The organism is Caulobacter zeae, assembly GCF_002858925.1.
In the GTDB taxonomy this organism is placed as follows: Bacteria; Pseudomonadota; Alphaproteobacteria; order Caulobacterales; family Caulobacteraceae; genus Caulobacter; species Caulobacter zeae.
In genome coordinates this window covers 318,473-342,512 of sequence record NZ_PJRS01000022.1, presented here as the reverse complement: position 1 = coordinate 342,512, position 24,040 = coordinate 318,473, and the positions used below count along the sequence as shown (strand labels likewise).

31 protein-coding genes are annotated in these 24,040 nt (G+C 71.9%); 19 read left to right on the top strand and 12 right to left on the bottom strand.

Annotation, left to right across the window (positions count from 1 at the left end):
- Positions 1-26 precede the first annotated feature (26 nt).
- On the top strand, positions 27-1,364 hold the full coding sequence (locus SGCZBJ_RS13180; RefSeq protein WP_101718448.1) for a nucleotide sugar dehydrogenase: 1,338 nt from the start codon (positions 27-29) through the stop codon (positions 1,362-1,364).
- Positions 1,365-1,400: 36 nt separating this feature from the next.
- Here SGCZBJ_RS13180 and SGCZBJ_RS25885 read toward each other — a convergent pair whose 3' ends face one another.
- Entirely contained in the window at positions 1,401-2,147 is a 747-nt protein-coding gene (locus tag SGCZBJ_RS25885) for a class I SAM-dependent methyltransferase (RefSeq protein ID WP_117590380.1), read from the bottom strand.
- A gap of 137 nt (positions 2,148-2,284) precedes the next feature.
- Between SGCZBJ_RS25885 and SGCZBJ_RS13170 the strand changes: the two genes are divergently transcribed.
- Positions 2,285-3,280, top strand: a complete 996-nt coding sequence (locus SGCZBJ_RS13170) for an NAD-dependent epimerase/dehydratase family protein (protein WP_165799318.1) — start codon at positions 2,285-2,287, stop codon at positions 3,278-3,280.
- A 1-nt stretch (position 3,281) separates the two neighbouring features.
- Entirely contained in the window at positions 3,282-4,013 is a 732-nt protein-coding gene (locus SGCZBJ_RS13165) for a PIG-L deacetylase family protein (RefSeq protein WP_101718446.1), read from the top strand.
- A 14-nt stretch (positions 4,014-4,027) separates the two neighbouring features.
- On the opposite strand, the gene SGCZBJ_RS13160 is transcribed toward SGCZBJ_RS13165, so the two are convergent.
- The gene (locus tag SGCZBJ_RS13160; protein ID WP_101718445.1) at positions 4,028-5,857 is read right to left on the bottom strand and encodes an ABC-F family ATP-binding cassette domain-containing protein; all 1,830 of its coding nucleotides are present in this window, start codon (positions 5,855-5,857) and stop codon (positions 4,028-4,030) included.
- A gap of 276 nt (positions 5,858-6,133) precedes the next feature.
- Here SGCZBJ_RS13160 and SGCZBJ_RS13155 point away from each other — a divergent pair, with 276 nt between their 5' ends.
- Positions 6,134-6,541: a hypothetical protein gene (locus SGCZBJ_RS13155; protein ID WP_133149256.1), complete on the top strand. Its 408-nt coding sequence runs from the start codon at positions 6,134-6,136 to the stop codon at positions 6,539-6,541.
- 28 nt (positions 6,542-6,569) lie between these two features.
- Here SGCZBJ_RS13155 and SGCZBJ_RS13150 read toward each other — a convergent pair whose 3' ends face one another.
- The 3 genes from SGCZBJ_RS13150 to SGCZBJ_RS13140 all read right to left on the bottom strand — a co-directional run bounded on the left by SGCZBJ_RS13150 (position 6,570) and on the right by SGCZBJ_RS13140 (position 9,521).
- The gene (locus SGCZBJ_RS13150; protein WP_205685382.1) at positions 6,570-7,769 is read right to left on the bottom strand and encodes an acyltransferase family protein; all 1,200 of its coding nucleotides are present in this window, start codon (positions 7,767-7,769) and stop codon (positions 6,570-6,572) included.
- Between the two features lie 326 nt (positions 7,770-8,095).
- Positions 8,096-8,812, bottom strand: coding sequence for a DUF6250 domain-containing protein (locus SGCZBJ_RS13145; protein ID WP_101718443.1), 717 nt, complete (start codon positions 8,810-8,812; stop codon positions 8,096-8,098).
- Between the two features lie 220 nt (positions 8,813-9,032).
- Positions 9,033-9,521: a YcgN family cysteine cluster protein gene (locus SGCZBJ_RS13140; protein WP_101718442.1), complete on the bottom strand. Its 489-nt coding sequence runs from the start codon at positions 9,519-9,521 to the stop codon at positions 9,033-9,035.
- Between the two features lie 53 nt (positions 9,522-9,574).
- Between SGCZBJ_RS13140 and pbpC the strand changes: the two genes are divergently transcribed.
- The 3 genes from pbpC (at position 9,575) to SGCZBJ_RS13125 (ending at position 13,591) form a co-directional block, all read left to right on the top strand.
- The gene (pbpC, locus tag SGCZBJ_RS13135) at positions 9,575-11,728 is read left to right on the top strand and encodes a multimodular transpeptidase-transglycosylase PbpC (protein ID WP_240621496.1); all 2,154 of its coding nucleotides are present in this window, start codon (positions 9,575-9,577) and stop codon (positions 11,726-11,728) included.
- A gap of 266 nt (positions 11,729-11,994) precedes the next feature.
- Positions 11,995-12,423, top strand: a complete 429-nt coding sequence (locus SGCZBJ_RS13130) for a hypothetical protein (protein WP_133149255.1) — start codon at positions 11,995-11,997, stop codon at positions 12,421-12,423.
- Positions 12,377-13,591, top strand: a complete 1,215-nt coding sequence (locus SGCZBJ_RS13125; protein WP_101718439.1) for a DNA-packaging protein — start codon at positions 12,377-12,379, stop codon at positions 13,589-13,591. Before SGCZBJ_RS13130 ends, SGCZBJ_RS13125 begins: the two co-directional genes overlap by 47 nt.
- 20 nt (positions 13,592-13,611) lie before the next feature.
- Here SGCZBJ_RS13125 and SGCZBJ_RS13120 read toward each other — a convergent pair whose 3' ends face one another.
- On the bottom strand, positions 13,612-14,052 hold the full coding sequence (locus SGCZBJ_RS13120) for an endonuclease domain-containing protein (protein WP_101718492.1): 441 nt from the start codon (positions 14,050-14,052) through the stop codon (positions 13,612-13,614).
- A gap of 90 nt (positions 14,053-14,142) precedes the next feature.
- On the opposite strand from SGCZBJ_RS13120, the gene SGCZBJ_RS13115 reads away from it, so the two are divergent.
- From SGCZBJ_RS13115 to SGCZBJ_RS13070, 10 genes are all read left to right on the top strand, one after another.
- The gene (locus SGCZBJ_RS13115) at positions 14,143-15,291 is read left to right on the top strand and encodes a phage portal protein (protein ID WP_101718438.1); all 1,149 of its coding nucleotides are present in this window, start codon (positions 14,143-14,145) and stop codon (positions 15,289-15,291) included.
- Positions 15,292-15,421: 130 nt separating this feature from the next.
- Positions 15,422-15,670, top strand: coding sequence for a hypothetical protein (locus SGCZBJ_RS13110; RefSeq protein WP_101718437.1), 249 nt, complete (start codon positions 15,422-15,424; stop codon positions 15,668-15,670).
- Positions 15,667-16,065: an HK97 family phage prohead protease gene (locus tag SGCZBJ_RS13105; RefSeq protein WP_101718436.1), complete on the top strand. Its 399-nt coding sequence runs from the start codon at positions 15,667-15,669 to the stop codon at positions 16,063-16,065. Before SGCZBJ_RS13110 ends, SGCZBJ_RS13105 begins: the two co-directional genes overlap by 4 nt.
- Before the next feature lie 159 nt (positions 16,066-16,224).
- Positions 16,225-17,448 (top strand): phage major capsid protein, encoded by a 1,224-nt coding sequence (locus SGCZBJ_RS13100; RefSeq protein WP_101718435.1) that lies wholly within the window; start codon positions 16,225-16,227, stop codon positions 17,446-17,448.
- 147 nt (positions 17,449-17,595) lie between these two features.
- The gene (locus SGCZBJ_RS13095) at positions 17,596-17,862 is read left to right on the top strand and encodes a head-tail connector protein (protein WP_101718434.1); all 267 of its coding nucleotides are present in this window, start codon (positions 17,596-17,598) and stop codon (positions 17,860-17,862) included.
- Positions 17,859-18,254: a DUF3168 domain-containing protein gene (locus SGCZBJ_RS13090; protein ID WP_205685381.1), complete on the top strand. Its 396-nt coding sequence runs from the start codon at positions 17,859-17,861 to the stop codon at positions 18,252-18,254. Before SGCZBJ_RS13095 ends, SGCZBJ_RS13090 begins: the two co-directional genes overlap by 4 nt.
- 25 nt (positions 18,255-18,279) lie before the next feature.
- The gene (locus tag SGCZBJ_RS13085; RefSeq protein WP_101718432.1) at positions 18,280-18,696 is read left to right on the top strand and encodes a phage major tail protein, TP901-1 family; all 417 of its coding nucleotides are present in this window, start codon (positions 18,280-18,282) and stop codon (positions 18,694-18,696) included.
- Positions 18,697-18,710: 14 nt separating this feature from the next.
- Entirely contained in the window at positions 18,711-18,992 is a 282-nt protein-coding gene (locus SGCZBJ_RS13080) for a GTA-gp10 family protein (protein ID WP_101718431.1), read from the top strand.
- A complete protein-coding gene (locus tag SGCZBJ_RS13075) occupies positions 18,989-19,189 on the top strand; it encodes a phage tail assembly chaperone (RefSeq protein ID WP_240621495.1) in 201 nt (66 codons plus the stop codon). The genes SGCZBJ_RS13080 and SGCZBJ_RS13075 overlap by 4 nt, the downstream gene beginning before the upstream one ends.
- Entirely contained in the window at positions 19,186-19,698 is a 513-nt protein-coding gene (locus tag SGCZBJ_RS13070; RefSeq protein WP_101718429.1) for a phage tail tape measure protein, read from the top strand. The genes SGCZBJ_RS13075 and SGCZBJ_RS13070 overlap by 4 nt, the downstream gene beginning before the upstream one ends.
- On the opposite strand, the gene SGCZBJ_RS13065 is transcribed toward SGCZBJ_RS13070, so the two are convergent.
- From SGCZBJ_RS13065 to SGCZBJ_RS13040, 6 genes are all read right to left on the bottom strand, one after another.
- On the bottom strand, positions 19,695-20,114 hold the full coding sequence (locus SGCZBJ_RS13065) for a DUF805 domain-containing protein (protein WP_101718428.1): 420 nt from the start codon (positions 20,112-20,114) through the stop codon (positions 19,695-19,697). The two genes, SGCZBJ_RS13070 and SGCZBJ_RS13065, sit on opposite strands and share 4 nt — an antisense overlap.
- The gene (locus tag SGCZBJ_RS13060) at positions 20,111-20,545 is read right to left on the bottom strand and encodes a DUF805 domain-containing protein (protein ID WP_101718427.1); all 435 of its coding nucleotides are present in this window, start codon (positions 20,543-20,545) and stop codon (positions 20,111-20,113) included. The genes SGCZBJ_RS13065 and SGCZBJ_RS13060 overlap by 4 nt, the downstream gene beginning before the upstream one ends.
- Positions 20,542-20,946 (bottom strand): DUF805 domain-containing protein, encoded by a 405-nt coding sequence (locus tag SGCZBJ_RS13055; protein ID WP_101718426.1) that lies wholly within the window; start codon positions 20,944-20,946, stop codon positions 20,542-20,544. The genes SGCZBJ_RS13060 and SGCZBJ_RS13055 overlap by 4 nt, the downstream gene beginning before the upstream one ends.
- Positions 20,943-21,350, bottom strand: a complete 408-nt coding sequence (locus SGCZBJ_RS13050; protein ID WP_101718425.1) for a hypothetical protein — start codon at positions 21,348-21,350, stop codon at positions 20,943-20,945. The genes SGCZBJ_RS13055 and SGCZBJ_RS13050 overlap by 4 nt, the downstream gene beginning before the upstream one ends.
- Before the next feature lie 233 nt (positions 21,351-21,583).
- Positions 21,584-22,042: a DUF805 domain-containing protein gene (locus SGCZBJ_RS13045; RefSeq protein ID WP_101718424.1), complete on the bottom strand. Its 459-nt coding sequence runs from the start codon at positions 22,040-22,042 to the stop codon at positions 21,584-21,586.
- 79 nt (positions 22,043-22,121) lie between these two features.
- Complete coding sequence (locus SGCZBJ_RS13040) at positions 22,122-22,646, bottom strand: hypothetical protein (protein ID WP_101718423.1); 525 nt, start codon at positions 22,644-22,646, stop codon at positions 22,122-22,124.
- Positions 22,647-22,736: 90 nt separating this feature from the next.
- Between SGCZBJ_RS13040 and SGCZBJ_RS13035 the strand changes: the two genes are divergently transcribed.
- Positions 22,737-23,369, top strand: a complete 633-nt coding sequence (locus tag SGCZBJ_RS13035; protein ID WP_101718491.1) for a DUF2460 domain-containing protein — start codon at positions 22,737-22,739, stop codon at positions 23,367-23,369.
- Positions 23,369-24,034 carry a baseplate hub domain-containing protein gene (locus SGCZBJ_RS13030; RefSeq protein ID WP_101718422.1) on the top strand — a complete coding sequence of 222 codons (666 nt, stop codon included), beginning with the start codon at positions 23,369-23,371 and terminating at the stop codon, positions 24,032-24,034. Before SGCZBJ_RS13035 ends, SGCZBJ_RS13030 begins: the two co-directional genes overlap by 1 nt.
- Positions 24,035-24,040: the final 6 nt, after the last annotated feature.

Sequence of the window (24,040 nt, the reverse complement as noted above, 5' to 3'; positions counted from 1 at the left end):
TGAAAAGTCGAGGAGTTGGGGGACAGATGGCCGAGTGCGGAGCGACGGTGGAGGGCCTGGCCCTGGAGGCGGGGCGGTTCATCGCGCGCGTGGAAGGGCGTAACCTGACGGTCTGCGTGCTGGGGCTGGGCTATGTGGGCCTGCCCCTGGCGCTGGACCTGGCGAGGGCCGGCTTCGCCGTCGTCGGCTGTGATTCCAGCCCCGCGGTCCTGGACAGCCTGGCCGCGCGCCGCAGTCCGCTGGCGCATATCGCCGACGCGGCGCTGGAGGCGCTGTGGCCGCGGTTCTTCGCCGTCGCCCCGGCGGCGGGGCGCGCCCCCGCGGCCGACGTCTACCTGATCTGCGTGCCGACCCCGCTGTCGCCGTCCGGCGCGCCGGACATGGGGGCGGTGATCGAGGCGGCCGAACTGATCGGTCCGTCGCTGACCCGCGGCGCCCTGGTGGCGCTGGAATCGACCGTCTATCCCGGAGCGACCGCCGAGGTCGTGCGACCCAGGCTGGAGCAGCTGAGCGGCCTGCGGGCCGGGCGCGACTTCGCCCTGGCCCATGCGCCCGAGCGCCAGAACCCCGGCGGGGACGGCGGCGAGCAGTCGCGTCGACGCCTGGTGGGCGCCGACAGCCACGCTGAGCGCGAGATGGCGATCGGCCTCTATCGAACCTTCGCCGAGCCGACGGCGGTCGAAAGCCTGGCCACGGCCGAGGCGGCCAAGCTGAGCGAGAACGTCTTCCGGCTGGTCAACATCGCCCTGGCCAACGAACTGGCCGCCACCTTCCGGGGGATGGGGCTGGATCCCTGGGCTGTGGCCCGGGCGGCGGCGACCAAGCCGTTCGGCTTCATGCCCTTCGCGGCCGGTCCCGGGGTGGGCGGCCACTGCATTCCGATCGACCCGGTCTACCTGACCTGGCGCGCCGAGGGCATGGGCCTGAGCCTGCCGCTGGTCGATGCGGCCCGCGACATCGTCGGGCGCCGTCCGGCCGAGGTCTGCGCCGAGGTGCTGGCCGCCCTGCCGCCCCGCGCGGACGGCGATCGCGGACGGGTCCTGGTGGTCGGCGCGGCCTACAAGCGCAATGTCGGCGACGCCCGCCACAGCCCCGCGGTCGAGATCATCGAGATCCTGGACGGGGCCGGATGCGAGACGGCCTACTGCGATCCGTTCGTGCCGCAACTGGAGGCGGGAGGGCGCCTGCTGAGCGCCGCGCCGGTCGACGAGGCCCTGGCGAGGGACTGGGACGCGGTGGTGATCGTCACCGACCACGACCGGGTCGACCACGCCGCCTTCCTGCGCGCCGCGCCGCTGGTGTTCGACACCCGCAACGTCCTGGCCGGCGTCGCCGGCGCAGGCGCGCGGGTGGTGCAGGTCTGAGGGCGCCGGGGCGCGTCCGCCGCTAGCGGCCCGTTTTTAGCGAGAGGTCAGCACCACGGTGGCGAAGTCGGGGTCGTCCGAGGACCGGCGGCCATAGTCGTGGTCGACCCGATCCAGGGCGAAGCCCGCGCGATCGCCGGCCGCGACCAGTTCTTTATCTGTATACGGACGAATGACGTCGATCGTCGTCCATTCCTGCGCCGCCTGGCCCGGTGCGGTGAGGCGGTAGAGTCGCTCGATCCGGTTGCGACCGCCGTCCAGCGGCGCGATCCGGCGGAAGCGCGCCAGGCGGCCCTCGCCATGGGGGCGGTCGTAGTCCTGGCGGAATTCGGCGAAGGCCGAGACGTCGCGCGGCGTGAAGGCGTCCACCGCCAGCCGGCCGCCGGGGCGCAGCAGCGCGCGGACCCCGGCCAGCATGGCGTCCAGCGCCGCGTCGTCGGTCAGGTAGGTGACCATCGAGAACGGCGCGATGACGGTCTGGAAGCTTCGCGTGAAGGACAGAGCGGCGGCGTCCATGCAGGCGCAGCGGGCGGCCAGGCCCCGCGCGGCGGCGTCCCGCGCCAGGCGCCGCAGCATCGGCCAGGAGCGATCGACGCCGGTCACGTCGATCCCGGCCGCCAGCAGGGGCAGGGTGACCCGGCCGGTGCCGCAGCCCAGCTCCAGCACCGGGCCCGGCGCCGCGCGGCACAGGTCGGCGTAGTAGCCGACGTCGTCGACCGCCAGGTTCGAGCCCATGTCGGTGTCGTAGACCTCGGCGATGAGGTCGTAGGACCAGGTGCTCATCGGGCGCCCGCCACGGCGCGGGGCCGCAAGGGCGTCGATCGTCTGGCGCGGGTCGGCGGATCGATATAGCTACGCACGAAGGTTGTATCGCGGCGCGGTCTCGCTGGGGCAAGGCCTTTCGGGAGTGGATTTCGCCCTTGAAGAAAGTTCTGATCACCGGCGGCGCCGGCTTCATCGGCGCCTGGCTGGGCCGCGCCTTGCTCGACCAGGGCGTCGAGGTCGTGGCGCTGGACGACCTGTCGACCGGAACCTGGCCCAACCCCACGCTCGGCGAGCCCGAGGGGCTGACCTTCGTGCGCGGCGACTGCGCCGACGCGGCGCTGGTCGCGCGGCTGGTCGAGGGCTGCGACTTCGTCTTCCACCTGGCGGCCGTGGTCGGGGTGCGGCGCGTGGTCGAGTCGCCGCTGCGGACGGCGCTGGTCAACCAGGCCACCACCCTTTCGGTGCTGGAGGCCGCCGCCGGCGCCGGGGTTCCCGTCCTGCTGGCCTCGTCGAGCGAGGTCTATGGCCCGCTGGCGACGGCTCCGTTCCGCGAGGACGACGCGGGCAGCTTCGGCCCGCCCGAACAGGGGCGCTGGACCTACGCCCTGACCAAGGCGGCGGGCGAGCAGCTGGCCTTCGCCCTGGGCCGCGAACGGGGCCTGCCCTTCGTGGTGGTGCGGCTGTTCAACACCGTCGGGCCGGGCCAGTCGGCCGCCTTCGGCATGGTGCTGCCGCGCTTCGTCGCCCAGGCCCGGCGCGGCGAGCCGATCACCGTCTATGGCGACGGCGAGCAGACCCGGGTGTTCTGCCATGTCGCCGACGTGGTCGACGCCCTGGTCGCCCTGGCCCGCACGCCGTCGAGCTGGGGGCGGCTCTACAATGTCGGCGGGGTCGAGAGCGTGTCGATCCTCGACCTGGCCCGCAAGGTGCGCGAGCGCCTGGGCTCGGACTCGCCGATCCGCCACGTGCCGTTCGTCCAGGCCTTCGGCGACGACTTCGCCGAGGCCCGCCATCGCCAGCCCGACATCGGCCGGATCGGCCAGGCGGTCGGCTGGTCGCCCCGGCGGGGGCTGGACCGGATCATCGACGACGCGATCGCCGGCGCGGACGAGGCCTCGCCCAGACGCGAGCTGGAACGGGGAGAGGCCTGACATGGGCGCGATCGGCCTGGGCGAAAGCCTGCTGAGCAAGGGGCGTCGCCTGCTGGTGATCAGCCCCCATCCCGACGACGAGACCTTCGGCTGCGGCGGGCTGATGGCCCGCGCCGTCGACGCCGGCTGCGAGGTGGCGGTCATGGTGATCTCGGCCCCCGAGGCGCTGCCGCAGTTCGGGGCCGACGAGGCGGTGGTCGGGGGCGATCGCCGGCGCAGCGAGTTCGAGGCGGCGATGGAGGTGCTGGGGGTCCGCGACCACGAGGTGCTGTTCACCTCCGACGAGGTCCACATGCGCCTGGACGCCATGCCCCAGGCCGAGCTGGTCGGCCTGATCGAGCGGCGCGCCGGCTACGCCTTCGAGGCCTTCCGGCCCGACATCGTCTGCATGCCGGCGCCGTCCTACAACCAGGACCATGTCGCGGTGTTCCGGGCCGTGATCGCGGCCTGCCGCCCGCACCTGCCGGCCGACAAGGCTTTCGCCTCGCTGGTCATGGAATACGACCAGCCGCAGCTGGGCTGGGGCGCCGAGCCGTTCCACCCCAACCTCCATGTCGACATCGGCGCGACCCTGGAGCGCAAGCTGGCGGCCTATGGCTGCTACCGCTCGCAGATCCGCCAGGAGCCGCATCACGCCAGCCTCGCCAATGTCGAGCGGCTGGCGCGGCTGCGGGGGTCGGAGGTGTCGCTGGCGGCGGCCGAGGCCTTCCGCGTGCGGCGGCTGGTGCTCTAGAGGGCGGCGGCGCCTCAGCCCGCCATCGCCTCGCGCTTTTCCTCCAGCATCAGCCAGTCCTCCTCGGCCTGGGCCAGATCGGCGCGGGCCTTGTCGAGGGCCTTCATGATCTTGTCGAAGCCGGCCGGGTCGCGGGCGTAGAGGTTGGGATCGTCCAGCTTCTTCTCCAGGTCGCCGAGGATCTTCGGCGAACCCGCGATCAGGGCCTCGCATTCCTCCAGGCGCCGCTGGTCCTTGTAGGACAGCTTGGTGGCCTTCTTGGGCGGGGCGGCCGCGGGGGTGACGACGGCCTTGTGCGAGCCCGCGCCGGTGGCGAAGTCGCCGGCCGCGCCGCGCGCGCCCTTGAAGAAGTCCGGGGACTGGTCGATCAGGTCGGTCCAGCCGCCGGGGGTCTCCAGCACGTCGCCATGGCCGTTCATGGCGATGGTCGAGGTGGCCAGGCGGTCGATGAAGTCGCGGTCGTGGCTGACCAGAATGAGGGTTCCCTCGAAATCAGCCAGCAGCTCTTCCAGCAGGTCCAGCGTGTCCATGTCGAGGTCGTTGGTCGGTTCGTCGAGCACCATCAGGTTCATCGGCGAGGCCAAGGCCCTGGCGAGGAGCAGGCGGTTGCGCTCGCCGCCCGACAGGCTGGTGACCGGCTGGCGCAGCTGGGCCTCGGTGAACAGGAACTCCTTGGCGTAGCCGGCCACGTGCTTGGAGACGCCGCGCACCAGGATGGAGTCGCCGCCCGACGGGGTCAGGAAGTCCCAGACGGTGATCTTTTCCGACAGCGCCAGGCGGTTCTGGTCGACATAGGCGATCTCGAGATTGGTCCCCAGCTGCACCGTGCCGGCGTCGGCCTCGATCTCGCCCAGCAGCATGCGCACCAGGGTGGTCTTGCCCGCGCCGTTGGGGCCGACCAGGGCCACGCGGTCGCCGCGCAGGATGCGGGTCGAGAAGTCCTCGACGATGGTCCGCTCGCCGAACTTCTTGGTCAGGCCCTTGGCCTCGACCACGCGCTTGCCCGAGGTTCCCGAGCTCTCGACGGCCATCGACATCGCGCCGCGCTTCTCGGACTGGATGTCCTTCTTCTCGGCGCGCAGGTCCATCAGGGCGCGGCGGCGGCCCTCGTTGCGGGCCCGGCGGCCCTGGACGCCGCGCGCCAGCCAGGCGTTCTCGACTTCCAGCTTCTTGTTGAGGCGGCGCTCCTCTTCCGCCTCGGCGGCCAGCACCTGCTCGCTCCACGGCTCGAACTCGGCGAAGCCCTTGTCGAGGCGGCGCACCTTGCGGTGCTCCAGCCAGAAGGTGCGCTGGGTGACGCGGTTGAGGAAGGCGCGGTCGTGGCTGACGATCAGCGCCGCGCACTTGGAATTGGCCAGCTCTTCTTCCAGCGTCTGGATGGCGAAGATGTCGAGGTGGTTGGTCGGCTCGTCCAGCAGCAGCACGTCGGGCTGCTCGGCGAACGCCCGGGCCAGCGCCGCGCGGCGACGCTCGCCGCCCGACAGCCCTTGAGTGCCCTGGGCGTAGTCCAGGCCGAAGTCGGCCAGGGTGGCGTGGGCCTCGTAGTCCTGGGCGCCGCCGGCCGTGCAGTAGTCGAGCAGGGTCTCACCGGTGATCTCCGGCTCCTGGCTGACGAACACCACCTTGGCGCCCGGCTGGACGGCGCGCTCGCCGCTGTCGGGCTCGGCGCCCTGGGCGGCCAGCACCTTCAAGAGGGTCGACTTGCCGGCGCCGTTGCGGCCCACCAGGCAGGCGCGGATGCGCGGCTCCAGGGCCAGGTCAACGCCGTCGAACAGCGGCTTGGCGCCGTCGGCGAGACGGACGTCCTTGAGGGCGAGCACGGGGGCGCGGGCGGGGGCGGCCATGAAGCGGTCTTTACGTCTGGTACGGCGGTGAGGGCGAGGAGATGGGGCCTATAGCAGGGCGCGGGGAGGGGGAAGGCGGAAAGTTTAGGAACCTCCCCCCGTGGGGGAGGCGATCGCGCAGCGATCGGCGGGGGGAGGCGGTTTGAGGTCGGCCGACGTCTCGCAAGCTGAGAACAGCCCCCCACCGGCCTTCGGCCGCCTCCCCAGAGGGGAGGTTCCTGGCCGGAGGGGGCTCTGAGGTTGCTGCCCGTACCCACAACCTCTACCATGGCGCGCATGAGCGAGCCGGCCAAACCTTCCCTGCGAACGCGCCTCTGGCGGCTGGCGCAAGGCCTGCTGGGCCTGGTCGCCCTGTGGGCGGCGCTCGGCGAACGGATCATGCGGTTCGTGGCCAGCGGCGGTCGCGAGGAGGCGGGCTTCCTGGCCGGCGTGCTCGGATGGGGGATCGCGGGCCTTCTGGTGATGGCGCTGCTGGGGCTGATCGAGCGTCACCTGAAGGGCCAGGCTGCTCTCGCGGCCTATCTGACCGTGTTCTCGGCGGCCTGGCTGGGCTTCACCGCCTGGGTGCTGTGGGTCGCCGGGGCGCACGGCGCGTGGCTGACCAGCGCGGCCCTGGCTTTCGGGCCGATCCTGATCGCCTGGGGCGTGGTCTTCGGCTACCTGCGCAAGGCGCCGCGCCAATAGATCATCCCCCTTCAGGGGGAGGGTCTCATCACGCCGCCCGCCTGATCTCCTCTTCCACGACCGCGGGAACCGGCCGCCGCAGCACCCTTTCCCGCAGGCGCAGGAACGGGCGCTCGACCAGCAGCCACAGCAGGATGGCGGCGGCGAAGTCGGCGGCGAGGTAGAGGCCAAGGCCGGTCCAGCCGTGCAGCACGCCGTCGCCCAGCCGCTCGCGCAGCATGTGCTGCACCGGCTTGTGGACGAGGTAGAGGCTGTAGGCCAGCGTCGCCACGAAGGCCGCCGGGGCCAGCGGCAGGCGCTTGAGGGCCGGCTCGATGTCGAGCAGCGCGCACAGCAGAAGCGTGCCGGCCAGGCAGGCCAGGGGATAGACGACGACCGCGCCCGTCAGGTCCAGGCTCACCCCGTCGGCGTGGCGGATGCAGAGGATGACCGTGGCGGCGGCGGCGACGAGGCCCAGCGGGCCGGTCAGCCAGGGCGGGGCGAGGCGGGCGACCATGGCGGGGCGGAGGACGCGGGCGGCGGCCAGCAGCAAGCCCATGGCCAGGCCGTCCAGGCGCGTCCAGGTGGGGTAGTAGACCAGCCGCAGGAAGTCGGCGGGCCGCGTGGCCGGATCGGCGGCGGGGCCGTGCCAGATCCCCCAGCGCAGGGCCATGCCGCCCAGGATCACGGCCGCGCCCAGGGCCATCGCCGGTCCCGCCCCGCGCGCCCGCGCCACGACGAGGACCAGCGGGGGGAGAAGCCAGTAGAAATGCTCCTCCACGCACAATGACCAGGCCGAGGTGAAGGCGCCGGTGACGCGGTAGTCGAGGCCGAAGTTCATGGTGAAGGTCAGGAACCGCCACAGCGGCTGGATCGCCTTGCCGTCCGAGAAGCCGGGCAGGGCGAAATAGAGCGCCAGCACCACCAGGAAGGCCGGCAGGATGCGAAAGGCGCGGCTGGCCCAGAAGCGCCTGAAGTCGACGCCGTTCCCCGCGGCGATCCCCTTCAGAAGCTGGGCGCCGATCAGGTAGCCGCTGAGCACGAAGAAGATGTCGACCCCCAGCCAGCCGAACGGCCGGATCGTCGCCAGCGGCTCGGGCCGGGCGGGACCGGGCATGTGCCAGGCCATGACCAGCAGGATGGCGGCGGCGCGCAGCAGGTCGGGGCCGTAGGCGCGGGCATGGGCGCGGGCGGGGGCGTCGCGCGAGGGTCCGAAGAGGGCGGCGATGGCCCCGGAGACGGCGTTCATGACTGTCCTGAAGGCCGCCGGGAAGGCGATGGCGGCGGCCGGGGAGGATGGTGGCCGATCAACCTTGAGTCGTCACGGGGATGGGGCGAGATTTCGGGAGATTTCGACCGCCGCGCCGGCCCCCTCAGTCGCTCCGCGACAGCTCCCTACACCTCCCCCGTGAAACGGGGGAGGTGTAGGGAGCTGCGGATACGCAGCGTGACGGAGGGGGCGAGTGACAGAGCGCCGAGCCCAGTCTCGCCCCCCTTCACCACTTCGTGGTCCCCCTCCCCCGCAAGCGGGGGAGGGGCAAGGGCGATAAATCCCCCCCTTCAGGGGGAGGATCTTCAGGCGGCGGCCAGTTTCCACACCGCGAAATCCTTGAACCGCAGCCGGCTCCACGTGGTGCGCAGGCCAAACCACCCGGCGGTGTAGGCGTCAGGATCGCGCAGTTCGAACAGCTTGCGGCCGTCGGCCCAGTATTGGATCAAGTCGCCATAGGCCACGAGCTGGACGTGGACCCAACGGTTGGGCTGGAGCAGGGCCCGGGCGTCCTTGAGGTCGTGCTGGGGCAGCATCGGCCGGTCGCCGGGACGGCCGACATAGCGGCGCAGGCGGGTGCTGGAATTGTAGTTGCCGCCCTGGCCCACATAGTAGGTCTTCAGGAGGTCGTAGCCGGCGAAGGCGCCGCTGCGGGGGCTGGCGAAGAGGTCGCCCGGGCTGCGGACGTCGGTCGCCATCCAGAAGGCGTTGAGGTCGCTGATCCGGTCGTTGCGGCCGCCCTCGTAGACGGCCAGGGCCTGGTACTCGATCAGCACGGGCCCTTGCAGGCGCGGCTTGAACCAGGCGGTGATCCCGGCCGGGGCGTCGAGCTCGAGGATCCCGTTCCGGGCGCTGACCTTGGCCGGCTGCTCGGCCTCGATGGTCCAGTCGGCGAGGTCCCGGGTAAAATCATCCGTGTAGAGACGATCAGCCTTGCGCCAGGGCTCGGGAGCTTGCGCCCGGGCGGCGTTGGCCAGCGGCAGGGCGAGGGCGGACAGGGCGAGGGACCGGCGGGTGAGCATGGGGCAGGGGTAGCGCGACGGCCGCCTCTAGGGAACCTCCCCCTGTGGGGGAGGCGATCGCGCAGCGATCGGCGGGGGGAGACCTTCGGGCGTCTCGATGGCTGAGAACGCCCCCCTCCGGCCCTTCGGGCCACCTCCCCCAGAGGGGGAGGATCTATTGGCGCCAAGATGCTCCCCCTGTGGGGGAGCTATCGGCGAAGCCGACTGAGGGGGTCTGTCCTCAGTCCTCTTCCGGCTCGTAGGGCCAGTCGCCCTTGTCGACCATCAGGTCGGTGGCGACGAAGTCCATGGCGTCTTCGGGATCGTCGAGGCTGGCTTCGCTGATGGTCTGGTCGCGGACCGAGACGCCGGCCTTGTGGGGGCTGTCGGGGTCGCCGGTGATCAGCGGGTGCCACTGGGGCAGGGTCTTGCCCTCGTGCAGGCGGCGATAGGCGCAGGAGGGGGGCATCCACTCCAGGTCCTCGATGTTGTGCGGCGTCAGCTTGATGCAGTCGGGCACGGTCTTGCGGCGGTTGGCATAGTCGCTGCAGCGGCAAAGATGGGCGTCGAGCAGCTGGCAGTGCACGCGGGTGGGGATCACCTCGCCGGTGTCTTCGTCTTCGAAGCGAACCAGGCAGCAAAGGCCGCAGCCGTCGCATAGACTCTCCCACTCGGGGACGGTCATCTGGTGAAGGGATTTCGTCTCCCAGAAAGGTTTGCGCGCCATCATCGGGGCGTCCTAAACCCAATCGGCCCGAAGACCAACTGGACGCAACACCGCACGTGAACGACTGGACGCTGCCGCCCTACAGGTTCGACGACCCGCCCGCGCGCCCGACGCCGCCGGCGGGCGGCGGTTTCGCGCCTGTTCCGCCGCCGCCTCCGGAGCCGCCGAAGGGGCCGCCGCAGCGTCCGCCCGAAGAGCCGTTCCGCGCCGACCTGAAGACGCCGCGCAAGAAGGGCGGCTGGGGCTGGGTGTGGCTGACCCTGCTGGTCGGCGTGATCCTGGGCTTCCTCGCCGTGGGCGGCGCGGGGGCCTATGTCTGGTTCAAGTACCTGAAGGACACGCCGGACCTGCCGTCGCGCGAGGCCCTGTTCGCGGTCAACCGCGCGCCGGGCGTGCGGTTCGAGGACCGCAGCGGCCAGGTGATCGCCACGCGCGGGCCGCGCTACGGCCAGCGGGTGACGGTCAAGACCGTGCCCGGCTACGTACCGCTGGCCTTCCTGGCCGCCGAGGACAAGCGCTTCTACAAGCACGGCCCGATCGACCTCTACGGCATCGCCCGGGCGGCCTGGGTGAACTGGCGCGCCGGCCGCACGGTGCAGGGCGCCTCGACCCTCTCCCAGCAGCTGGCCAAGGGCCTGTTCCTGACCCCCGACCGCACGGTCGAGCGCAAGCTCCAGGAAATGCTGATGGCCTGGCGCCTGGAGCAGGTGCTGACCAAGGACGAGGTGCTGGAGCTCTATCTCAACCGGGTGTTCTTCGGGGCCAACACCTATGGCGTCGACGGCGCGGCCCAGACCTATTTCGGCAAGCCCGCCAGCCGGCTGACCCTGTCGGAAGCCGCCCTCCTGGCCTCGCTGCCCAAGGCGCCGTCGCGCCTGGCCCTGACCCGCGACATGGAGGGGGCGCTGGCCCGCTCGCGCCTGGTGCTGGCCAATATGGAAAAAGAGGGCTGGATCACCGCGGCCGAGCACGCCGCGGCCCTGGACGACACGCCGAAACTGTCGCCCGACGCGGTCAGCGACGAGGGCGACTACGGCTGGGTGCTGGACTACGCCACCACCGAGGCCATCCGCATCGCCGGCCAGAACGCGCCGGATCTCGTCGTCCGCCTGACCATCGACACCCGGCTGCAAAAGGCCGGGGCCGACATCGTGCGCCAGGCCATCGCGCTGGGCGGCCAGCACGCCGGCGCCAGCCAGGCCGCGCTGCTGTCGCTGTCGGCCGACGGGGCGATCCGGGCGATGGTGGGCGGTACGGACTACATCGCCAGCCCCTTCAACCGCGCGGTGCAGGCTAGGCGCCAGCCGGGCTCGACCTTCAAGCCGTTCGTCTATGCGGCGGCCCTGGAGAAGGGCGTGCTGCCCAGCGACATTCGCGTCGACGGGCCGGTGCAGTTCGGCGACTGGAAGCCCGAGAACTACGGCGGCGACTATCGCGGCCCGATGACCGTCGAGCAGGCCCTGGTCAATTCCACCAACACCATCGCCGTCAAGCTGGCCCAGGAGGCCGGCGGCGCGCAGGTGGGGAACCTGGCTCGCCGGTTCGGGATCACCAGCCTGCCCGAGCGGCCCGACCTGTCGGTGGCGCTGGGGGCCTATGAGGTGAACCTGTTGCAGATGACCTCGGGCTTCCAGGTCTTCCAGTTGGGCGGCCAGCGGGTGGAGCCCTACGTCATCGAGAGCATCACCGCCCAGGACGGCCGGCCCATCTATGCCCGCGGTCCGATGGCCCCGGCCCAGGTATACGACATCGCCAAGGCCAGCATGATGGTCAAGATGATGAAGAAGGTGGTCGACCAGGGCACGGCCAAGCGGGCGGCGTTCGGCTGGCCGGCGGCGGGCAAGACCGGCACCAGCCAGAACTGGCGCGACGCCTGGTTCGTGGGCTTCACCCCCGACTTCGCCACCGGCGTCTGGGTGGGCAACGACAACGACAAGCCGATGAACAAGGTGGTCGGCGGCGACATGCCGGCCAGCATCTGGCGGCGCTACATGCTGGCCGCGCACCAGAACCTGGCGATCCGCGACTTCCCGTGGCTGCTGGCGGACCCCGGCCCGCGCACCTCGCCCGACCCGCGCAACGGCTTCTACGAGACCCTGGCCTCGGAGTTCGCCCGCACGGCCTCGGAGCTGGAGAGCGAGGCGGCCCCGGACGCGCCGGTCGACGACGGCCGCGGACCGGTCCCGCCGCCCGACGAGCTGCCTTACTAGATTTCCCTCTCCCCTTGCGGGAGGGGGTGGCCCGCGTAGCGGGTCGGGTGAGGGGTCTCCCAGAACTTTGCGGAGAGGCCTTTCGACCCCTCATCCGGCGGCCTTCGGCCGCCACCTTCTCCCGCAGGGGGAGAAGGACGCCCCGGACGGGGATAGAGCAGCGTCTATCCTCGGCGTAGGCGGAGAAAGATCCGGCTATATCAATCCCTTGCAACTTTCTCATGGGGCTGGATCAGACGCGCTCGCTGGCGCCGTACACTTCTGTCATGGCCGAGAAAAGCGAACAGATCGACGCGCTGCTGACCGAGATCCGCGACCTGGTCGTGGAGACTTATCACGGTGCGGCCAAGGAGCTGCTGACCCAGGCGCAGGGTGAGGCGCCCAAGGCGCGGATGGAGGCGAGCAAGCTGGCGGCCCTGGTCGGGCGGCCGGTGGAGATGCTGCACGCCGCCAGGCTGCGTTCGCAAAAGATCTCGGCTTCGAGACAGCCCGCCGCGGACGACGGCGAAGAGGACGAGGCCGACATGCATGGCGAGATCCCTACCGATCCCGAAGAGCTTCGAGCCGCAGTTGAGTCCAAGGTCGCCAAGCTTGCGGAGCTCCTTGAGCGCAAGCGGCGCGACGGGGACGGCGGCGGCGATCGACGCGATGACATTGGAGCAGCAGCGGAGGTTTCTCAGCGTCGCTCTGGCTGAGCCGCTGCTGCATCAGGAGCTGGAGGCCGGCGAGGACTGGTCGACCTTCCTGCTGCTGGGCGGGCGGGGATCGGGCAAGACCTTCGCCGGGGCGCGGTGGCTGGCGCAGATGGCGCTGACCGTACCGCGCATGGCGCTGGTGGGGCCCACCCTGCACGACGTGCGCGAGGTGATGGTCGAGGGGGCCTCGGGGCTGCGGGCGACCAGCGGACCGGCCTTCCGGCCGCGGTGGGAAAGCTCTCGCCGGCGGCTGGTCTGGCCCAATGGGGCCGCGGCCTACGCCTTCTCGGCGGAAGATCCCGACAGCCTGCGCGGGCCTCAGTTCCATGCCGCCTGGGCCGACGAGTTCTGCGCCTGGCCCAAGGCCGCCGAGACCCTGGCCATGCTGCGGTTCGGCTTGCGGCTGGGCGAGGATCCCAGGCTGGTCGTCACGACCACGCCGCGGCCGACCCGGGCGCTGAAGGTGCTGATGTCCGAGCCGGGCGTGGCCACTACGCGGGCGGGGACGGCGGCCAACGCTGGGAACCTCGCGCCACGGTTCCTGGCCACGCTGGAGGCCCTTTACGGCGGCACCCGGCTGGCGGCGCAGGAGCTGGAGGGGATCGTCGTCGAGACCGACGGCGGCCTGTTCCGGGCGGAAGACCTGGCGCGCTGTCGAGGCGCGCCGCCGGCGAAATTCGACCGGGTGGTGGTGGCGGTCGATCCGCCGGCCACGGCGCGCGGCGACGCCTGCGGCGTGGTGGTCGCCGGCCGCCGCGACGGCCGCGCCTATGTGCTGGCCGACCGCACCATGCGGGGCCTGTCGCCCAACGGCTGGGCCAGGCTGGCGGTCGCCGCGGCCGTGGATTTCGACGCCGACGCGCTGGTGGCCGAGGCCAACCAAGGCGGCGACATGGTGCGCACCGTCCTGGCCCAGGCCGCGCCGCCGTGCCCGATCAAGCTGGTGCGGGCCTCGGTGGGCAAGCGGGCCCGGGCCGAGCCGGTGGCGGCTTTGTACGAGCAGGGCCGGGTTGTGCACTGCGGGGCGTTTCCGGCGCTGGAGGAGGAGCTGATGGGCCTCGGCGAGGGGGACCTTGGGCACAGTCCCGACCGGGCGGACGCGCTGGTCTGGGCGCTGAGCGAGCTGATGCTGGGCGGGGGGAAGGCGCCGCGGCTTAGGGTGGTGTGAGCGCCCTTCGGGCGACCCCCTCAGTCGCTCCGCGACAGCTCCCCCAGAGGGGGAGCATCTTCTTGGCGCGCAAGATCCTCCCCCTTTGGGGGAGGTGGCCCGGAGGGCCGGAGGGGGTCTGCGCAGGCGAGGATCGTGGCGAGGGCGTCATCGACCGAGGCCAGGACCTCTATGGCGGGAATACGAAGCGTGCGTATGCCGCGCGCCGAGAACCAGGCGTCTCGTTTGGCGTCGCGGTAGGGCCGATCCTCGGTGTCGTGGGCGCAGCCGTCGACCTCGACCGCCAGCTTTAGCGTGTCGCAGTAGAAATCGAGCACGTAGGGTCCGACGGGATGCCGCTTGCGAAAGTGCAGGCCTTCGAGGCGACGCGCCTTGAGGCCGATCCATAGCAGGACCTCCGGCAGGCTCATGGTGCGTCGAAGGGCCTTGGCATTTTGACGGGTGCGCTTGGGCGCGTCCACCGGGGTCCCCTCCGTCGGCTTCGCCGACACCTCCCCCTTCAGGGGGAGGGTCTTGTTCTTTCTTTGTTCTCAACCTTCACGGGAGCGGCCATGGCCCTTTTCGCGCGCCGGCGCGTGCCGGAAATCAAGGATTCGCGGGCCGCCAGGCTGGTCGCCCTGACCAGCGGCGGGCGGCCGCAGTGGACGCCGCGGGACTATGGGGCGCTGGCGAGCGAGGGCTTCGCCAAGAACCCGGTGGCCTATCGCTGCGTGCGGATGATCGCGGAAGCCGCGGCCGCCGTGCCGCTGGCGGTGTTTCATGGCGGCAGGCGGGCGGACGACCATCCGCTGGCGGGCCTGCTGGCCGCGCCCAATCCCGAGCAGGGCGGGCCTGACCTGATGGAGGCGTTCTTCGGCCACTTGCAGGTGGCCGGGAACGGCTACCTGGAAGCCTCTGGGGAAGCCGCCGGGGAGGGACCCAGCGAGCTCTACGCCCTGCGGCCCGACCGGATGGCGGTGGTTCCCGGACCGCGCGGCTGGCCGGCGGCTTACGACTACCAGGCCGGCGGGCGGACGGCGCGGATCGGGCGTGACGGCGACGGCTGGCTGCCGGTGCTGCACCTGAAGCTGTTCAACCCGACGAGCGACCATTACGGGGCCTCGCCGCTCGAAGCCGCCGCCTTCGCCATCGACGTGCACAACGCCTCGGGGGCGTGGAACAAGGGCTTGCTCGACAACGCCGCCCGGCCGTCGGGGGCGCTCGTTTATGGCGGGCGCGACGGGGACCGCTTGAGCGAGGAGCAGTTCGAGCGGCTGAAGGCCGAGCTGGCGGGCGCCCACGCCGGGGCCGACAACGCCGGCCGGCCGCTGCTGCTGGAAGGCGGGCTGGAGTGGAAGCCGATGTCGCTGACCCCGGCCGACCTGGACTTCGTCGAGGGCAAGCATGCGGCGGCGCGCGAGATCGCCCTGGCCTTCGGGGTTCCGCCGCAGCTCCTGGGGATCCCGGGCGACAATACCTACGCCAACTATCGCGAGGCCAACGGCGCGTTCTGGCGCCACACGGTGGTTCCGCTGGCCGAGCGGGCGGCGCGGGCGATCACCGCCTGGCTGGCGCCGAAGTTCCCCGGCGCGCGGGTCGGCTGCGATCTCGACGCCGTGCCGGCCCTGTCGGCTGAACGCGACGCCCTGTGGGCGCGGCTGGAGGCGGCGAGCTTCCTGACTGACGAGGAGCGCAGGCGGCTGGCGGGGTTGGAGGGGTGAAGCGCCGAGGCCGCCCTTGCGGGCGGCCCCCTCCGGCCCTCCGGGCCACCTCCCCCAGAGGGGGAGGATCTACGCACCAAGATGCTCCCCCTCTGGGGGAGCTGTCGGCGAAGCCGACTGAGGGGGTTTCATGACCACGACGAACCGCTGGCGGCTGGACCGCCAGATCTCGGCGGCCGTGCTGGTGGCGGTGACGCTGCAGGCGGCCGCGGCGCTGATGTGGGCCGGGCGGGCCAGCGCGCGGATCGACGAGATGCAGAAGCGCCTCGAAGCCCAGGCCCCGGTGGCCGAGCGGCTGGCGAGGCTGGAGACCCAGGCCGAGGCCACGCGCGCGGCCCTGGTGCGGATCGAGGCCAAGCTGGATGGGGTGGGCCGATGAGCGACCTGCGCATCGAGGGCTACGCGTCCCTCTTCTGGACCCGCGACCTCAACGACGACGTCACCGCCGCGGGGGCCTTCAGGCAAAGCCTCGAGGCCGGGCCGATCCGCATGCTGCACCAGCACGACGAGGCCGAGCCCGTGGGCGTCTGGGACGAGGCGTTCGAGGACGCGCGCGGCCTGTTTGTCCGTGGCCGGATTATTTGCGCGACGCCGCGCGGACGGCTGGTGGCGGCGCTGGTCGAGGCCGGCGCGCTGGACGGGCTGTCGATCGGCTTTCGGCAGGTCAAGGCGCGGCGCGACGGGGCCTTGCGGGTGCTGTCGCGCGTCGACCTCTGGGAGGTGTCGATCGTGACCTTTCCGATGCTGCCGCAGGCAAGGCTGCGGGTGGTTTGAGATCTCCCTTCCCCCTTGATGGGGGAAGGGCCGGGGTTGGGGGTGGAGCGGCCTTTCCGCGCCTCTGACCGCCGACGGCTTTGGAGGCTGACGCGCCGCGTCACCCCCATCCCAAACCCTTCCCCCATCGAGGGGGAAGGGCTTTTCACGGAGAACTCCATGAAGGAAACCAAACAGGGCCCGGCCTCGCCGGAGGCCCGGGCGGCGCTTGCCGAGATGCTGGCGGCGTTCGAAGGCTTCAAGGCGGCCAACGACCAGCGGCTGGCGGCGATCGAGAGCAAGAGCGCCGACGTGCTGCTGGAGGAGAAGGTGTCGCGCATCGACGCGGCCTTGAACGCCGCCCAGGATCGGCTGGACCGCGTGCTGGCCGACAGCCGCCGTCCGGCCTTGGCGAGCGAGGCGCCGGCCGCGCGGGTCGACGAGCGCAAGGCCGCCTTCGACCGCTATGTGAAGACCGGCGAGACCGCTGGCCTGCTCGAAGCCAAGGGCCTGTCGGAGGGCGTGGCCACGGCCGGCGGCTATGTGGCGCCGCCGGAGCTGGAGCGGCAGATCCTGCGCCGCCTGGCCGCCACCAGCCCGATGCGCGAGATCTGCCAGGTGCGCACGATCGGCGGCGGCACGTTCCGCAAGCCGGTGAGCCCCACGGGCCTGGCGGCGGCCTGGGTGGCCGAGACCGCCGCGCGCCCCGAGACCACGGCGCCGACGCTGGACGTCATCGACTTCCCGGCCGGCGAGCTCTACGCCAGCCCGGCCGCCACCCAGGCGCTGCTGGACGACGCCTATGTCAGCATCGACGAGTGGCTGGCGGAAGAAGTGCAGGACGCCTTCGCCGCCCAGGAGACGGCGGCCTTCGTGGCCGGCGACGGGGTCAACAAGCCCAAGGGCCTCCTGGCCTATACCGCCGCCCCGGACGCCAGCTACACCTGGGGCCAGCTGGGCTACGTGGCCACCGGCGTGGCCGGCAACTGGCCGGCCAGCAACCCGACCGACAAGCTGATCGACCTGATCTATTCGGCCAGGGCCCAGTACCGCCAGAACGGCCGCTTCGTGCTGAACCGCAGGACGGTCAGCGCGGTGCGCAAGTTCAAGGACGCGCAGGGCAACTACATCTGGAACGCGGCCCTGCAGCCGGGGCAGTCGGCGTCCCTGCTGGGCTTTCCGGTGACCGAGATCGAGGCCATGCCCGATGTCGGCGCCAACAGTCTGGCCGTGGCCTTCGGCGACTTCGAGAAGGGCTACCTGATCGTCGACCGCGCCGGGGTGCGGGTGCTGCGCGACCCCTATTCGGCCAAGCCGCACGTGCTTTTCTACACCACGAAAAGGGTGGGCGGCGGCGTGCAGAACTTCGACGCGGTGAAGCTGCTGAAGTTCTCGGTGAGCTGATCCGCCGGGCCGCCCCTGGTGGGGCGGCCCCCTCCGGCCCTCCGGGCCACCTCCCCCAGAGGGGGAGGATTTTAGATGCTCCCCCTCTGGGGGAGCTGTCGCGAAGCGACTGAGGGGGTCTTCCCCCCCCAAAGACTGGAAATCCCCATGCCCAATTCCGTGACCTTGGCGCAGGCCAAGGACTTCCTGCGCGTGGGCGGCGAGGACGAACTGGTTTCCCTGCTGATCGAGGCCGCCGAGGCGCGGGTCGGGCAGGCGGCCGGGGTCGGCTTAAGCGCCGCCAGTCCTGCGCCGTTGCGCCTGGCGGTGCTGATCCTGGCCTGCCACGCCTATGAGCATCGCGGCGATGCGCGGCCGCCGCCGCTGTCGCTGGTCGAGCCTTGGCTCGCGCCCTATCGCGAGGCGCGGCTGTGAGCGCCGAGATCGCCCTGGCCAGGGCCTTGGCCGACCTGCTGGCGAGCGCGCCGGCGGTGTCGGCGATCGTGGGGGCGCGGGTGCACGCGTCTCCGCCGCGGATGCTGACCTATCCCTGCGTCAGCGTCGGCCGGATCGAGAGCCGGCCCGTCGGCGAGGGCGACCTACTCGAGCACGTCGTGACCCTCACCTGCGCCTCGCGCTTCGGCGGGGCGCAGGAGGCGCGGGCCATGGTCGCGGCCGCGCGGATGACGCTGCACGACGCCGCGCCGGCGGTGGAGGGCCGGACGCTGGCCTCGCTGAAGGTGCGGTTCTGCGACGTGTTCGCCGCCGCCGACGACGAGCTGACCCTGGGCGTGCTGCGGGTGCGCGCCGTCAGCGAGCCCGCCTGAAGTCCAACCGAGAAGGAGACAAACCATGGCCGCTCAAGCCGGCAAGGACATGCTGCTGAAGATCGGCGACGGGGGCTCGCCGCAGGCCTTCGTGACGGTGGCGGGCCTGCGCGCCCGGACCATCAGCCTGAACGCCAAGACCATCGACGCCACCGACGGCGACAGCGCCGGGCGCTGGCGCGAGCTGCTGGCCGGGGCGGGCGTGCGCTCGGCCGCGGTGTCGGGGGCGGGGGTGTTCCGTGACGCGGCCTCGGACGCCCTGGTGCGCGACAGCTTCTTTGCGCAGACCGCCAGGACCTGGCGGCTGGTGATCCCCGACTTCGCCCAGCTGGAGGGGCCGTTCCTGGTCTCGGCGCTGGAATACGCCGGCCAGCACGACGGCGAGGCGGCCTTCGCCCTGACCCTGGCCTCGGCCGGGGCGGTGAGCGTGACGGCGATCTAGGGGAGGGCGGCGAGATGGCGCTTTCCAATGCGGCGCGCGGCGAGGCGGTCGTGACGCTGGGCGGGGTGACGCGACGGCTGTGCCTGACGCTGGGCGGCCTGGCCAGGATCGAGGCGGCGCTGGGCTTGTCCGACTGGAGCCAGCTGCCGGCGCGGCTGGCGCGGCCGTCGGCGGGCGAGCTGATGGCGGTGCTGGAGGCGCTGGTCGACGACGAGCTGGGGCCGCTGGACGCGGGCCGGCTGGACCCGCGCGAGGCCGCCGCGGCGGTGGCCATGGCCCTGGCGGCGGCCGCGTGAGCCCCTGGGGCGGGATGCTGCGGCGGGCGGCGGTGGCGTTCGCCATCCCGCCGGCGGCGTTCTGGCGATTGTCGCTGAAGGAGTGGCGGGCCTTGGCGGGCGAGGGGGCGGGCCAGGGGGCGGGCGCGGCGCTGGGGAGGCCGGACCTGGCGGCGCTGATGGCGCGGTTTCCCGACGGGATGGAGGACGAGGCATGAGCGGTTTCGACGAGGGCCTGCCGCTGCGCACGGCCGAGGCGGCCGACGCCCTGGCGGGCCTGGAGGCCCCGGCCCGGGCGGCGGCGCGGTCGATCGAGGACGCCTTCGCCCAGGCGGGCGAGACCCTGGCGCGGTCGCTGGCCAGGGCCGCCGCCGACGGCGAGCTGTCGCTGGCCGAACTGGCGCGGGCGGTGCTGGGCGCGGTATCCGGCGGTCGCGGAAGCGGCCTGGGCGAGGCGCTGAGCGCGGCGATGGCGGGCGTGTTTTCCGGGGCGCGGGCCGAGGGCGGACCGGTGACCGGCGGCGGGGCCTATCTGGTCGGCGAGCGCGGGCCCGAGGTGTTCCGGCCGGCCGGGGCGGGAACGATAGAGCCCGTTGGCGGTAGTGGCGGCGGGATCAGCGTGACGGTGCAGGTGGCCGGCGGCGAGGCGGGCGCCCTGGCCCGTTCGGACGCCCAGCTGGCCCAGGCCCTGGCGCGGGCCGTCAGCCTGGGCGCGCGACGGCTCTAGCCGAAGATGTCGGCCGTTTCGCGGGTCGTGGCCTTGGGCGCCCTCGAGGGCAGGCAGCCGAGGACGAAGACCAGCGCCAACAGCGTCAAGGCGGCCAGCAGGGAGGCGAGGCTCATGGAGGCCTCCGGGCTCGCCGCGACGCTGGGCGGGACGCCGACTATCCTGTTCAGGGCGAGGCCGACGAGGACGATCGGCAGCGGAAACGGCGCCAGCCAGAACGGCAGGCCCGCGTCGCGCAGGCGTCGGGCGGCGAAGGCGCACCAGACGGCCAGGCTGACCCAGTCCACGGCGTCGCCGAACAGCTCGTCGTGAGGGATCTCCAGCACGGCGAACACGCCGACGATCATGGCGATCAGCGAGAGCCAATATTCGAGCCGCCGGCCGCGACCACGCAGATAGGCCAGGACCAGCTTCATCCGAACGCCTCCGCCCGGGCCTGGGGCTGGATCCGGGGCGGGCGCGAGGGCAGGCAGCCCACGAGGATCACCGCGCCGGCCACGAGCACCAGCACCACGCCCTCGACCTGGATGCGCAGGACGACGTGGAAGGCGACGTCGTGCTGGTCGTGGGCGAGGTCGAAGAAGGCGGCGCTGGCCAGGCTGGCGACCGGGGCCGGGACGCTCAGCCAGAGCGGCCAGCGGGCGTCGCGCAAGCGGCGGACAGCGGCGACAAGCCAGACGAGCCACAGCAGCAGGCGCAGGGGCCAGTCCGACGACAGCAGGTTCGGCGCGACGCTGGCGATGATCGCGGTGGCGGCCATGTTGGCGGCCAGGACGCCGGCGCTCCACAGCCAGAACGCCAGCCGCGGGCTTCGGCCGCGCAGATAGGCGCCGACAGCCGGGCTCATCCGAACACCTCGGCCTGCGTCTCGGGCGTCGGGACGGTGGAGGGCTTGGAGCGCCAGACGCCGATCACCGTCCAGAAGCCGATCCACAGCACGAAGAGGGTGAGCGGCATATAGGAGAGCGCGACTTTGGTCTGACGCTCGGCAGTCAGGAACAGCACGACGCCGGCCGCCGCCGAGACGGGGATCGGCGCCAGGCAGATCCAGGGCGACCAGCCGATGTCGCGCAGCCGGCGCGAGGCCAGCAGGAACCACGCGAAGAACACTAGCCAGGCCAGGGCGGTGTTGGCGGGAAGAAACCGCAGGGTCCAGCCCGCCCCCATCAGCGCCACGACGCTGAGCCAATATTCTTGCCGCCGGCAGCGGCCGCCCAGGTAGCGCCAGAGGGCGCGCAGCAGGCTCATCCGAACACCTCCGCCTGGGTTGCTGGCGGCGGCTGGCGAGATTTGGACGGCCAGGCGCCAAGCAGCAGGTTGAAGGCTAGCCAGCCCAAACCGATCGGCGCCAGCGAGGTGTCATACAGTTTCTGGGGATCGGGAATGGTCCTGGCCAGCAAGAGCAAGGCGAAGAAGAAGGCCAGGACGGTGATGATCGGCGCGAGCGACAGCCAGGGGCTCCACCGCATCGCGCGCAGCCGGCGCGAGGCCAGCAGCAGCCACAGGGCGACCAGGATCAGCGGCAGGGCGTTAAGATAGAGGGGGTCTGGCGCGAAGGCCGCCGACAGCGTCAGGCCGAAAGACAAGGCTAGGCCCGCCCAGAACTCGCGCCGCTTGCCGCAGCCCAGCAGATAGCCCCTGATCGCGTTCACGTCGCGCCCCCAACACACAAAACCCCGCCGCGACAGTAGCGGCGGGGTTGCGTGCGCGAAAGGGCTCTCGCTGTGTTCGCTTGGCGTCTCGACATTCGGCGTCTGAGACGAAAACCTCGTCCTTCGACGGGCTCAGGATGAGGTTTTTCCACGATCTCCGCCTGTAGTTTGGTCCTCATCCTGAGCTTGTCGAAGGACGAGGACCACATTCGGATCTTGAATGTCGATCCGCTCTAGACGGCCAGGGCGTTCAGCGGCCGGTCGCCCCAGCGGTTGTCGCTGGTGTCGCCGGGCGTGCAGCCGACCCAGAGCGTGAAGCCGATGCTGACCAGGAAGCCCAGCAGCAGGGACATCACCACGCCGCCGGCGCCGGCCAGGGCGAACAGTTCGGGGTCGCCGCCGTTCAGGGCGATGGCCGCCGCGCCGAAGCCCAGCCACAGGGCCGAGCCGATCAGCATCACCGGTCCCAGCACGATCGGCAGGGCCTGCCACCAGCCGCTCTTGCCCATGTCGTGCAGGCGCTTGGTGTAGATGCAGACGAAGCAATAGAGCGACGCCAGGGCGACGAGATTGCCGATGACCGGGACCCACCCGGCCACCACGTTGGCGCCCAGCAGCATCAGCCAGGCGATCCAGAACGCCTGACGGCCGATACGGCCGTCGGCGGAGAACATCAGCGTTTTCCAGTCCATGTCTTTGTCTCCCAACCTTGAGGAGAGACTAGGGGCGGCCCCCGCGCGACTGAAGTGAAATGGACGTCATGACAAGGGTTTAACCCGCCGTCAGCGTCTGGGCCGGCGTGAAGGCCGGAGCGGGCGCGGCGCCCGCTCGGCGCGGGCCGGGCTCGACGCCCAGCCAGCCCAGCAGCGCCAGCCACAGCAGGCCCGAGGCCCCCGCGCCGGTGAAGATCGGCACGATGACGGCCATTCCCTGCAGGTGGCCCATCCAGGCCATCAGCCCGCCGGTGAGGATCAGGTCCAGGCCCCAGACGCCGACCAGCGGCCAGGGGCCGTGGCCCATGTCGCGCAGCCGCTTGAGGCACAGCACGCCGCTGACCCAGCCTTGCAGGGCCAGGATCGCCAGGCCCGGGATCCAGCCGTCGAAGCCGAGGGCCGGGCCGCTGACGTCGACCAGCCAGGGCCCGACCAGCGGGATGGCGGCCATGGGCGCGGCGCCATGGCGTCCGAACGCCAGGAAGCCGCCGATCTCGAGCCCGAGGAGCAGGAACAGGCCCAGCCAGAACGGTCCGCGGCCGATGGCGCCGCGCGGCGAGAAGAGCAGGGCGAAGAAGGGCACGGCGGGGTCTCCGGCGGGTCTGGATGGAATGTAAGTAAATAATCACTCACATTGTGCAGCTGTCAAGGAGGGCTCTTCATGAGCTTGGCGATGAGCGCCTTTCACGAGGTGCGGCTGCCCGTGCGCCTGGCCTTCGGCGGGACGAGCGGGATCGAGCGCCGCACCGAGATCGTCGGCCTGGCCTCGGGCGCCGAGCACCGGTCCAGCCCGTGGGCGCAGGGGCGCAGGCGCTACCTGGTCGGCACGGCGACGCGCAGCCTGGACGAGGCCGCCGAGCTGGTGGCGTTCTTCGAGGCGCGGCGCGGGCGGCTGCACGGCTTTCGCTTCAGGGACCCGGCCGACTTCAAGTCGTGCGCGCCGTCGCTGAACCCAGCCCCGACCGATCAGGTGCTGGGAGCCGGCGACGGGACGCGGAAGGCCTTCCAGCTGGCCAAGGCCTATGGGGCCGGCGAGACGGCGGTGTCGCGACCGATCGCCAAGCCGCAGGCCGGGACCGTGAGGGTGGCCGTGGCCGGGGTGGAGCAGGCGGCCGGGGCCTTCGCGGTGGATACGGTCACGGGCCTCGTCACCCTGGCGGTCGCGCCTGCGGCGGGGGCGGCGGTGACCGCCGGCTTCCTGTTCGACACGCCGGTGCGCTTCGACCTCGACCGCCTCGACGTGACCCTGGAGGGGTTCGGGGCGGCGCGGGTCGGGGCGGTGTCGCTGGTCGAGGTGCGGGCCTGATGCGCGCGGTCGAGGCGGCGCTGGCGGCGCGCATCGAAAGCGGGGCGGCGCGGCTGTGCCACGCCTGGGTGCTGACCCGGGCTGACGGAACGGCGATGGGCTTCACCGATCACGATCGCGACCTGACGGTGGCGGGGACGGTCTGTCGGGCGGCCAGCGGCTGGGGCGCGGGGGCGGCCGAGAGCGAGGCGGGGTTCGGACCTGGCCTGGCCGCGGCGCTGGGGGCGCTGGACGACTCTTCGCAAGATGGGGCGGCGATCACCGCCGGCGACATCGAGGCGGGGCTCTATGACGGCGCGCAGGTGGTCTGCCGGCGGGTGGACTGGAGCGCGCCGGACCTGCTGGTCGAGCTGTGGCGGGCCCGGGTGGCGCGGGTGTCGTGGACCGGCCAGGCCTTCACCGCCGAGCTGGAGGGACCGGCGGCGGACCTGGAGGCGATGGCGGGGCGGACCTACGCCCGCAGCTGCGACGCGACCCTGGGCGACGGCCGCTGCGGCGTCGACCTGGCGGCCCATCCCGGCGCGGCCTGCGACCGGCGCTGGACGACTTGTCGCGACACCTTCGCCAACGCGGTCAATTTCCGGGGCTTTCCGACCCTGCCGGGCGAGGACTTCCTGACGCTCTATCCCGCCGAGGGCGAGGTCAACGACGGTGGGCGTCGATGAGGGGGC

Excerpts from the sequence above, each read along its gene's own strand:
- SGCZBJ_RS13180 (WP_101718448.1), top strand. The coding sequence starts at position 27 with ATGGCCGAGTGCGGAGCGACGGTGGAGGGCCTGGCCCTGGAGGCGGGG.
- SGCZBJ_RS25885 (WP_117590380.1), bottom strand. The coding sequence starts at position 2,147 with ATGAGCACCTGGTCCTACGACCTCATCGCCGAGGTCTACGACACCGAC.
- SGCZBJ_RS13165 (WP_101718446.1), top strand. The coding sequence starts at position 3,282 with ATGGGCGCGATCGGCCTGGGCGAAAGCCTGCTGAGCAAGGGGCGTCGC.
- SGCZBJ_RS13160 (WP_101718445.1), bottom strand. The coding sequence starts at position 5,857 with ATGGCCGCCCCCGCCCGCGCCCCCGTGCTCGCCCTCAAGGACGTCCGT.
- SGCZBJ_RS13155 (WP_133149256.1), top strand. The coding sequence starts at position 6,134 with ATGAGCGAGCCGGCCAAACCTTCCCTGCGAACGCGCCTCTGGCGGCTG.
- SGCZBJ_RS13150 (WP_205685382.1), bottom strand. The coding sequence starts at position 7,769 with ATGAACGCCGTCTCCGGGGCCATCGCCGCCCTCTTCGGACCCTCGCGC.
- SGCZBJ_RS13145 (WP_101718443.1), bottom strand. The coding sequence starts at position 8,812 with ATGCTCACCCGCCGGTCCCTCGCCCTGTCCGCCCTCGCCCTGCCGCTG.
- SGCZBJ_RS13140 (WP_101718442.1), bottom strand. The coding sequence starts at position 9,521 with ATGATGGCGCGCAAACCTTTCTGGGAGACGAAATCCCTTCACCAGATG.
- SGCZBJ_RS13130 (WP_133149255.1), top strand. The coding sequence starts at position 11,995 with ATGGCCGAGAAAAGCGAACAGATCGACGCGCTGCTGACCGAGATCCGC.
- SGCZBJ_RS13125 (WP_101718439.1), top strand. The coding sequence starts at position 12,377 with ATGACATTGGAGCAGCAGCGGAGGTTTCTCAGCGTCGCTCTGGCTGAG.
- SGCZBJ_RS13115 (WP_101718438.1), top strand. The coding sequence starts at position 14,143 with ATGGCCCTTTTCGCGCGCCGGCGCGTGCCGGAAATCAAGGATTCGCGG.
- SGCZBJ_RS13110 (WP_101718437.1), top strand. The coding sequence starts at position 15,422 with ATGACCACGACGAACCGCTGGCGGCTGGACCGCCAGATCTCGGCGGCC.
- SGCZBJ_RS13105 (WP_101718436.1), top strand. The coding sequence starts at position 15,667 with ATGAGCGACCTGCGCATCGAGGGCTACGCGTCCCTCTTCTGGACCCGC.
- SGCZBJ_RS13100 (WP_101718435.1), top strand. The coding sequence starts at position 16,225 with ATGAAGGAAACCAAACAGGGCCCGGCCTCGCCGGAGGCCCGGGCGGCG.
- SGCZBJ_RS13095 (WP_101718434.1), top strand. The coding sequence starts at position 17,596 with ATGCCCAATTCCGTGACCTTGGCGCAGGCCAAGGACTTCCTGCGCGTG.
- SGCZBJ_RS13085 (WP_101718432.1), top strand. The coding sequence starts at position 18,280 with ATGGCCGCTCAAGCCGGCAAGGACATGCTGCTGAAGATCGGCGACGGG.
- SGCZBJ_RS13080 (WP_101718431.1), top strand. The coding sequence starts at position 18,711 with ATGGCGCTTTCCAATGCGGCGCGCGGCGAGGCGGTCGTGACGCTGGGC.
- SGCZBJ_RS13070 (WP_101718429.1), top strand. The coding sequence starts at position 19,186 with ATGAGCGGTTTCGACGAGGGCCTGCCGCTGCGCACGGCCGAGGCGGCC.
- SGCZBJ_RS13065 (WP_101718428.1), bottom strand. The coding sequence starts at position 20,114 with ATGAAGCTGGTCCTGGCCTATCTGCGTGGTCGCGGCCGGCGGCTCGAA.
- SGCZBJ_RS13060 (WP_101718427.1), bottom strand. The coding sequence starts at position 20,545 with ATGAGCCCGGCTGTCGGCGCCTATCTGCGCGGCCGAAGCCCGCGGCTG.
- SGCZBJ_RS13055 (WP_101718426.1), bottom strand. The coding sequence starts at position 20,946 with ATGAGCCTGCTGCGCGCCCTCTGGCGCTACCTGGGCGGCCGCTGCCGG.
- SGCZBJ_RS13045 (WP_101718424.1), bottom strand. The coding sequence starts at position 22,042 with ATGGACTGGAAAACGCTGATGTTCTCCGCCGACGGCCGTATCGGCCGT.
- SGCZBJ_RS13035 (WP_101718491.1), top strand. The coding sequence starts at position 22,737 with ATGAGCGCCTTTCACGAGGTGCGGCTGCCCGTGCGCCTGGCCTTCGGC.
- SGCZBJ_RS13030 (WP_101718422.1), top strand. The coding sequence starts at position 23,369 with ATGCGCGCGGTCGAGGCGGCGCTGGCGGCGCGCATCGAAAGCGGGGCG.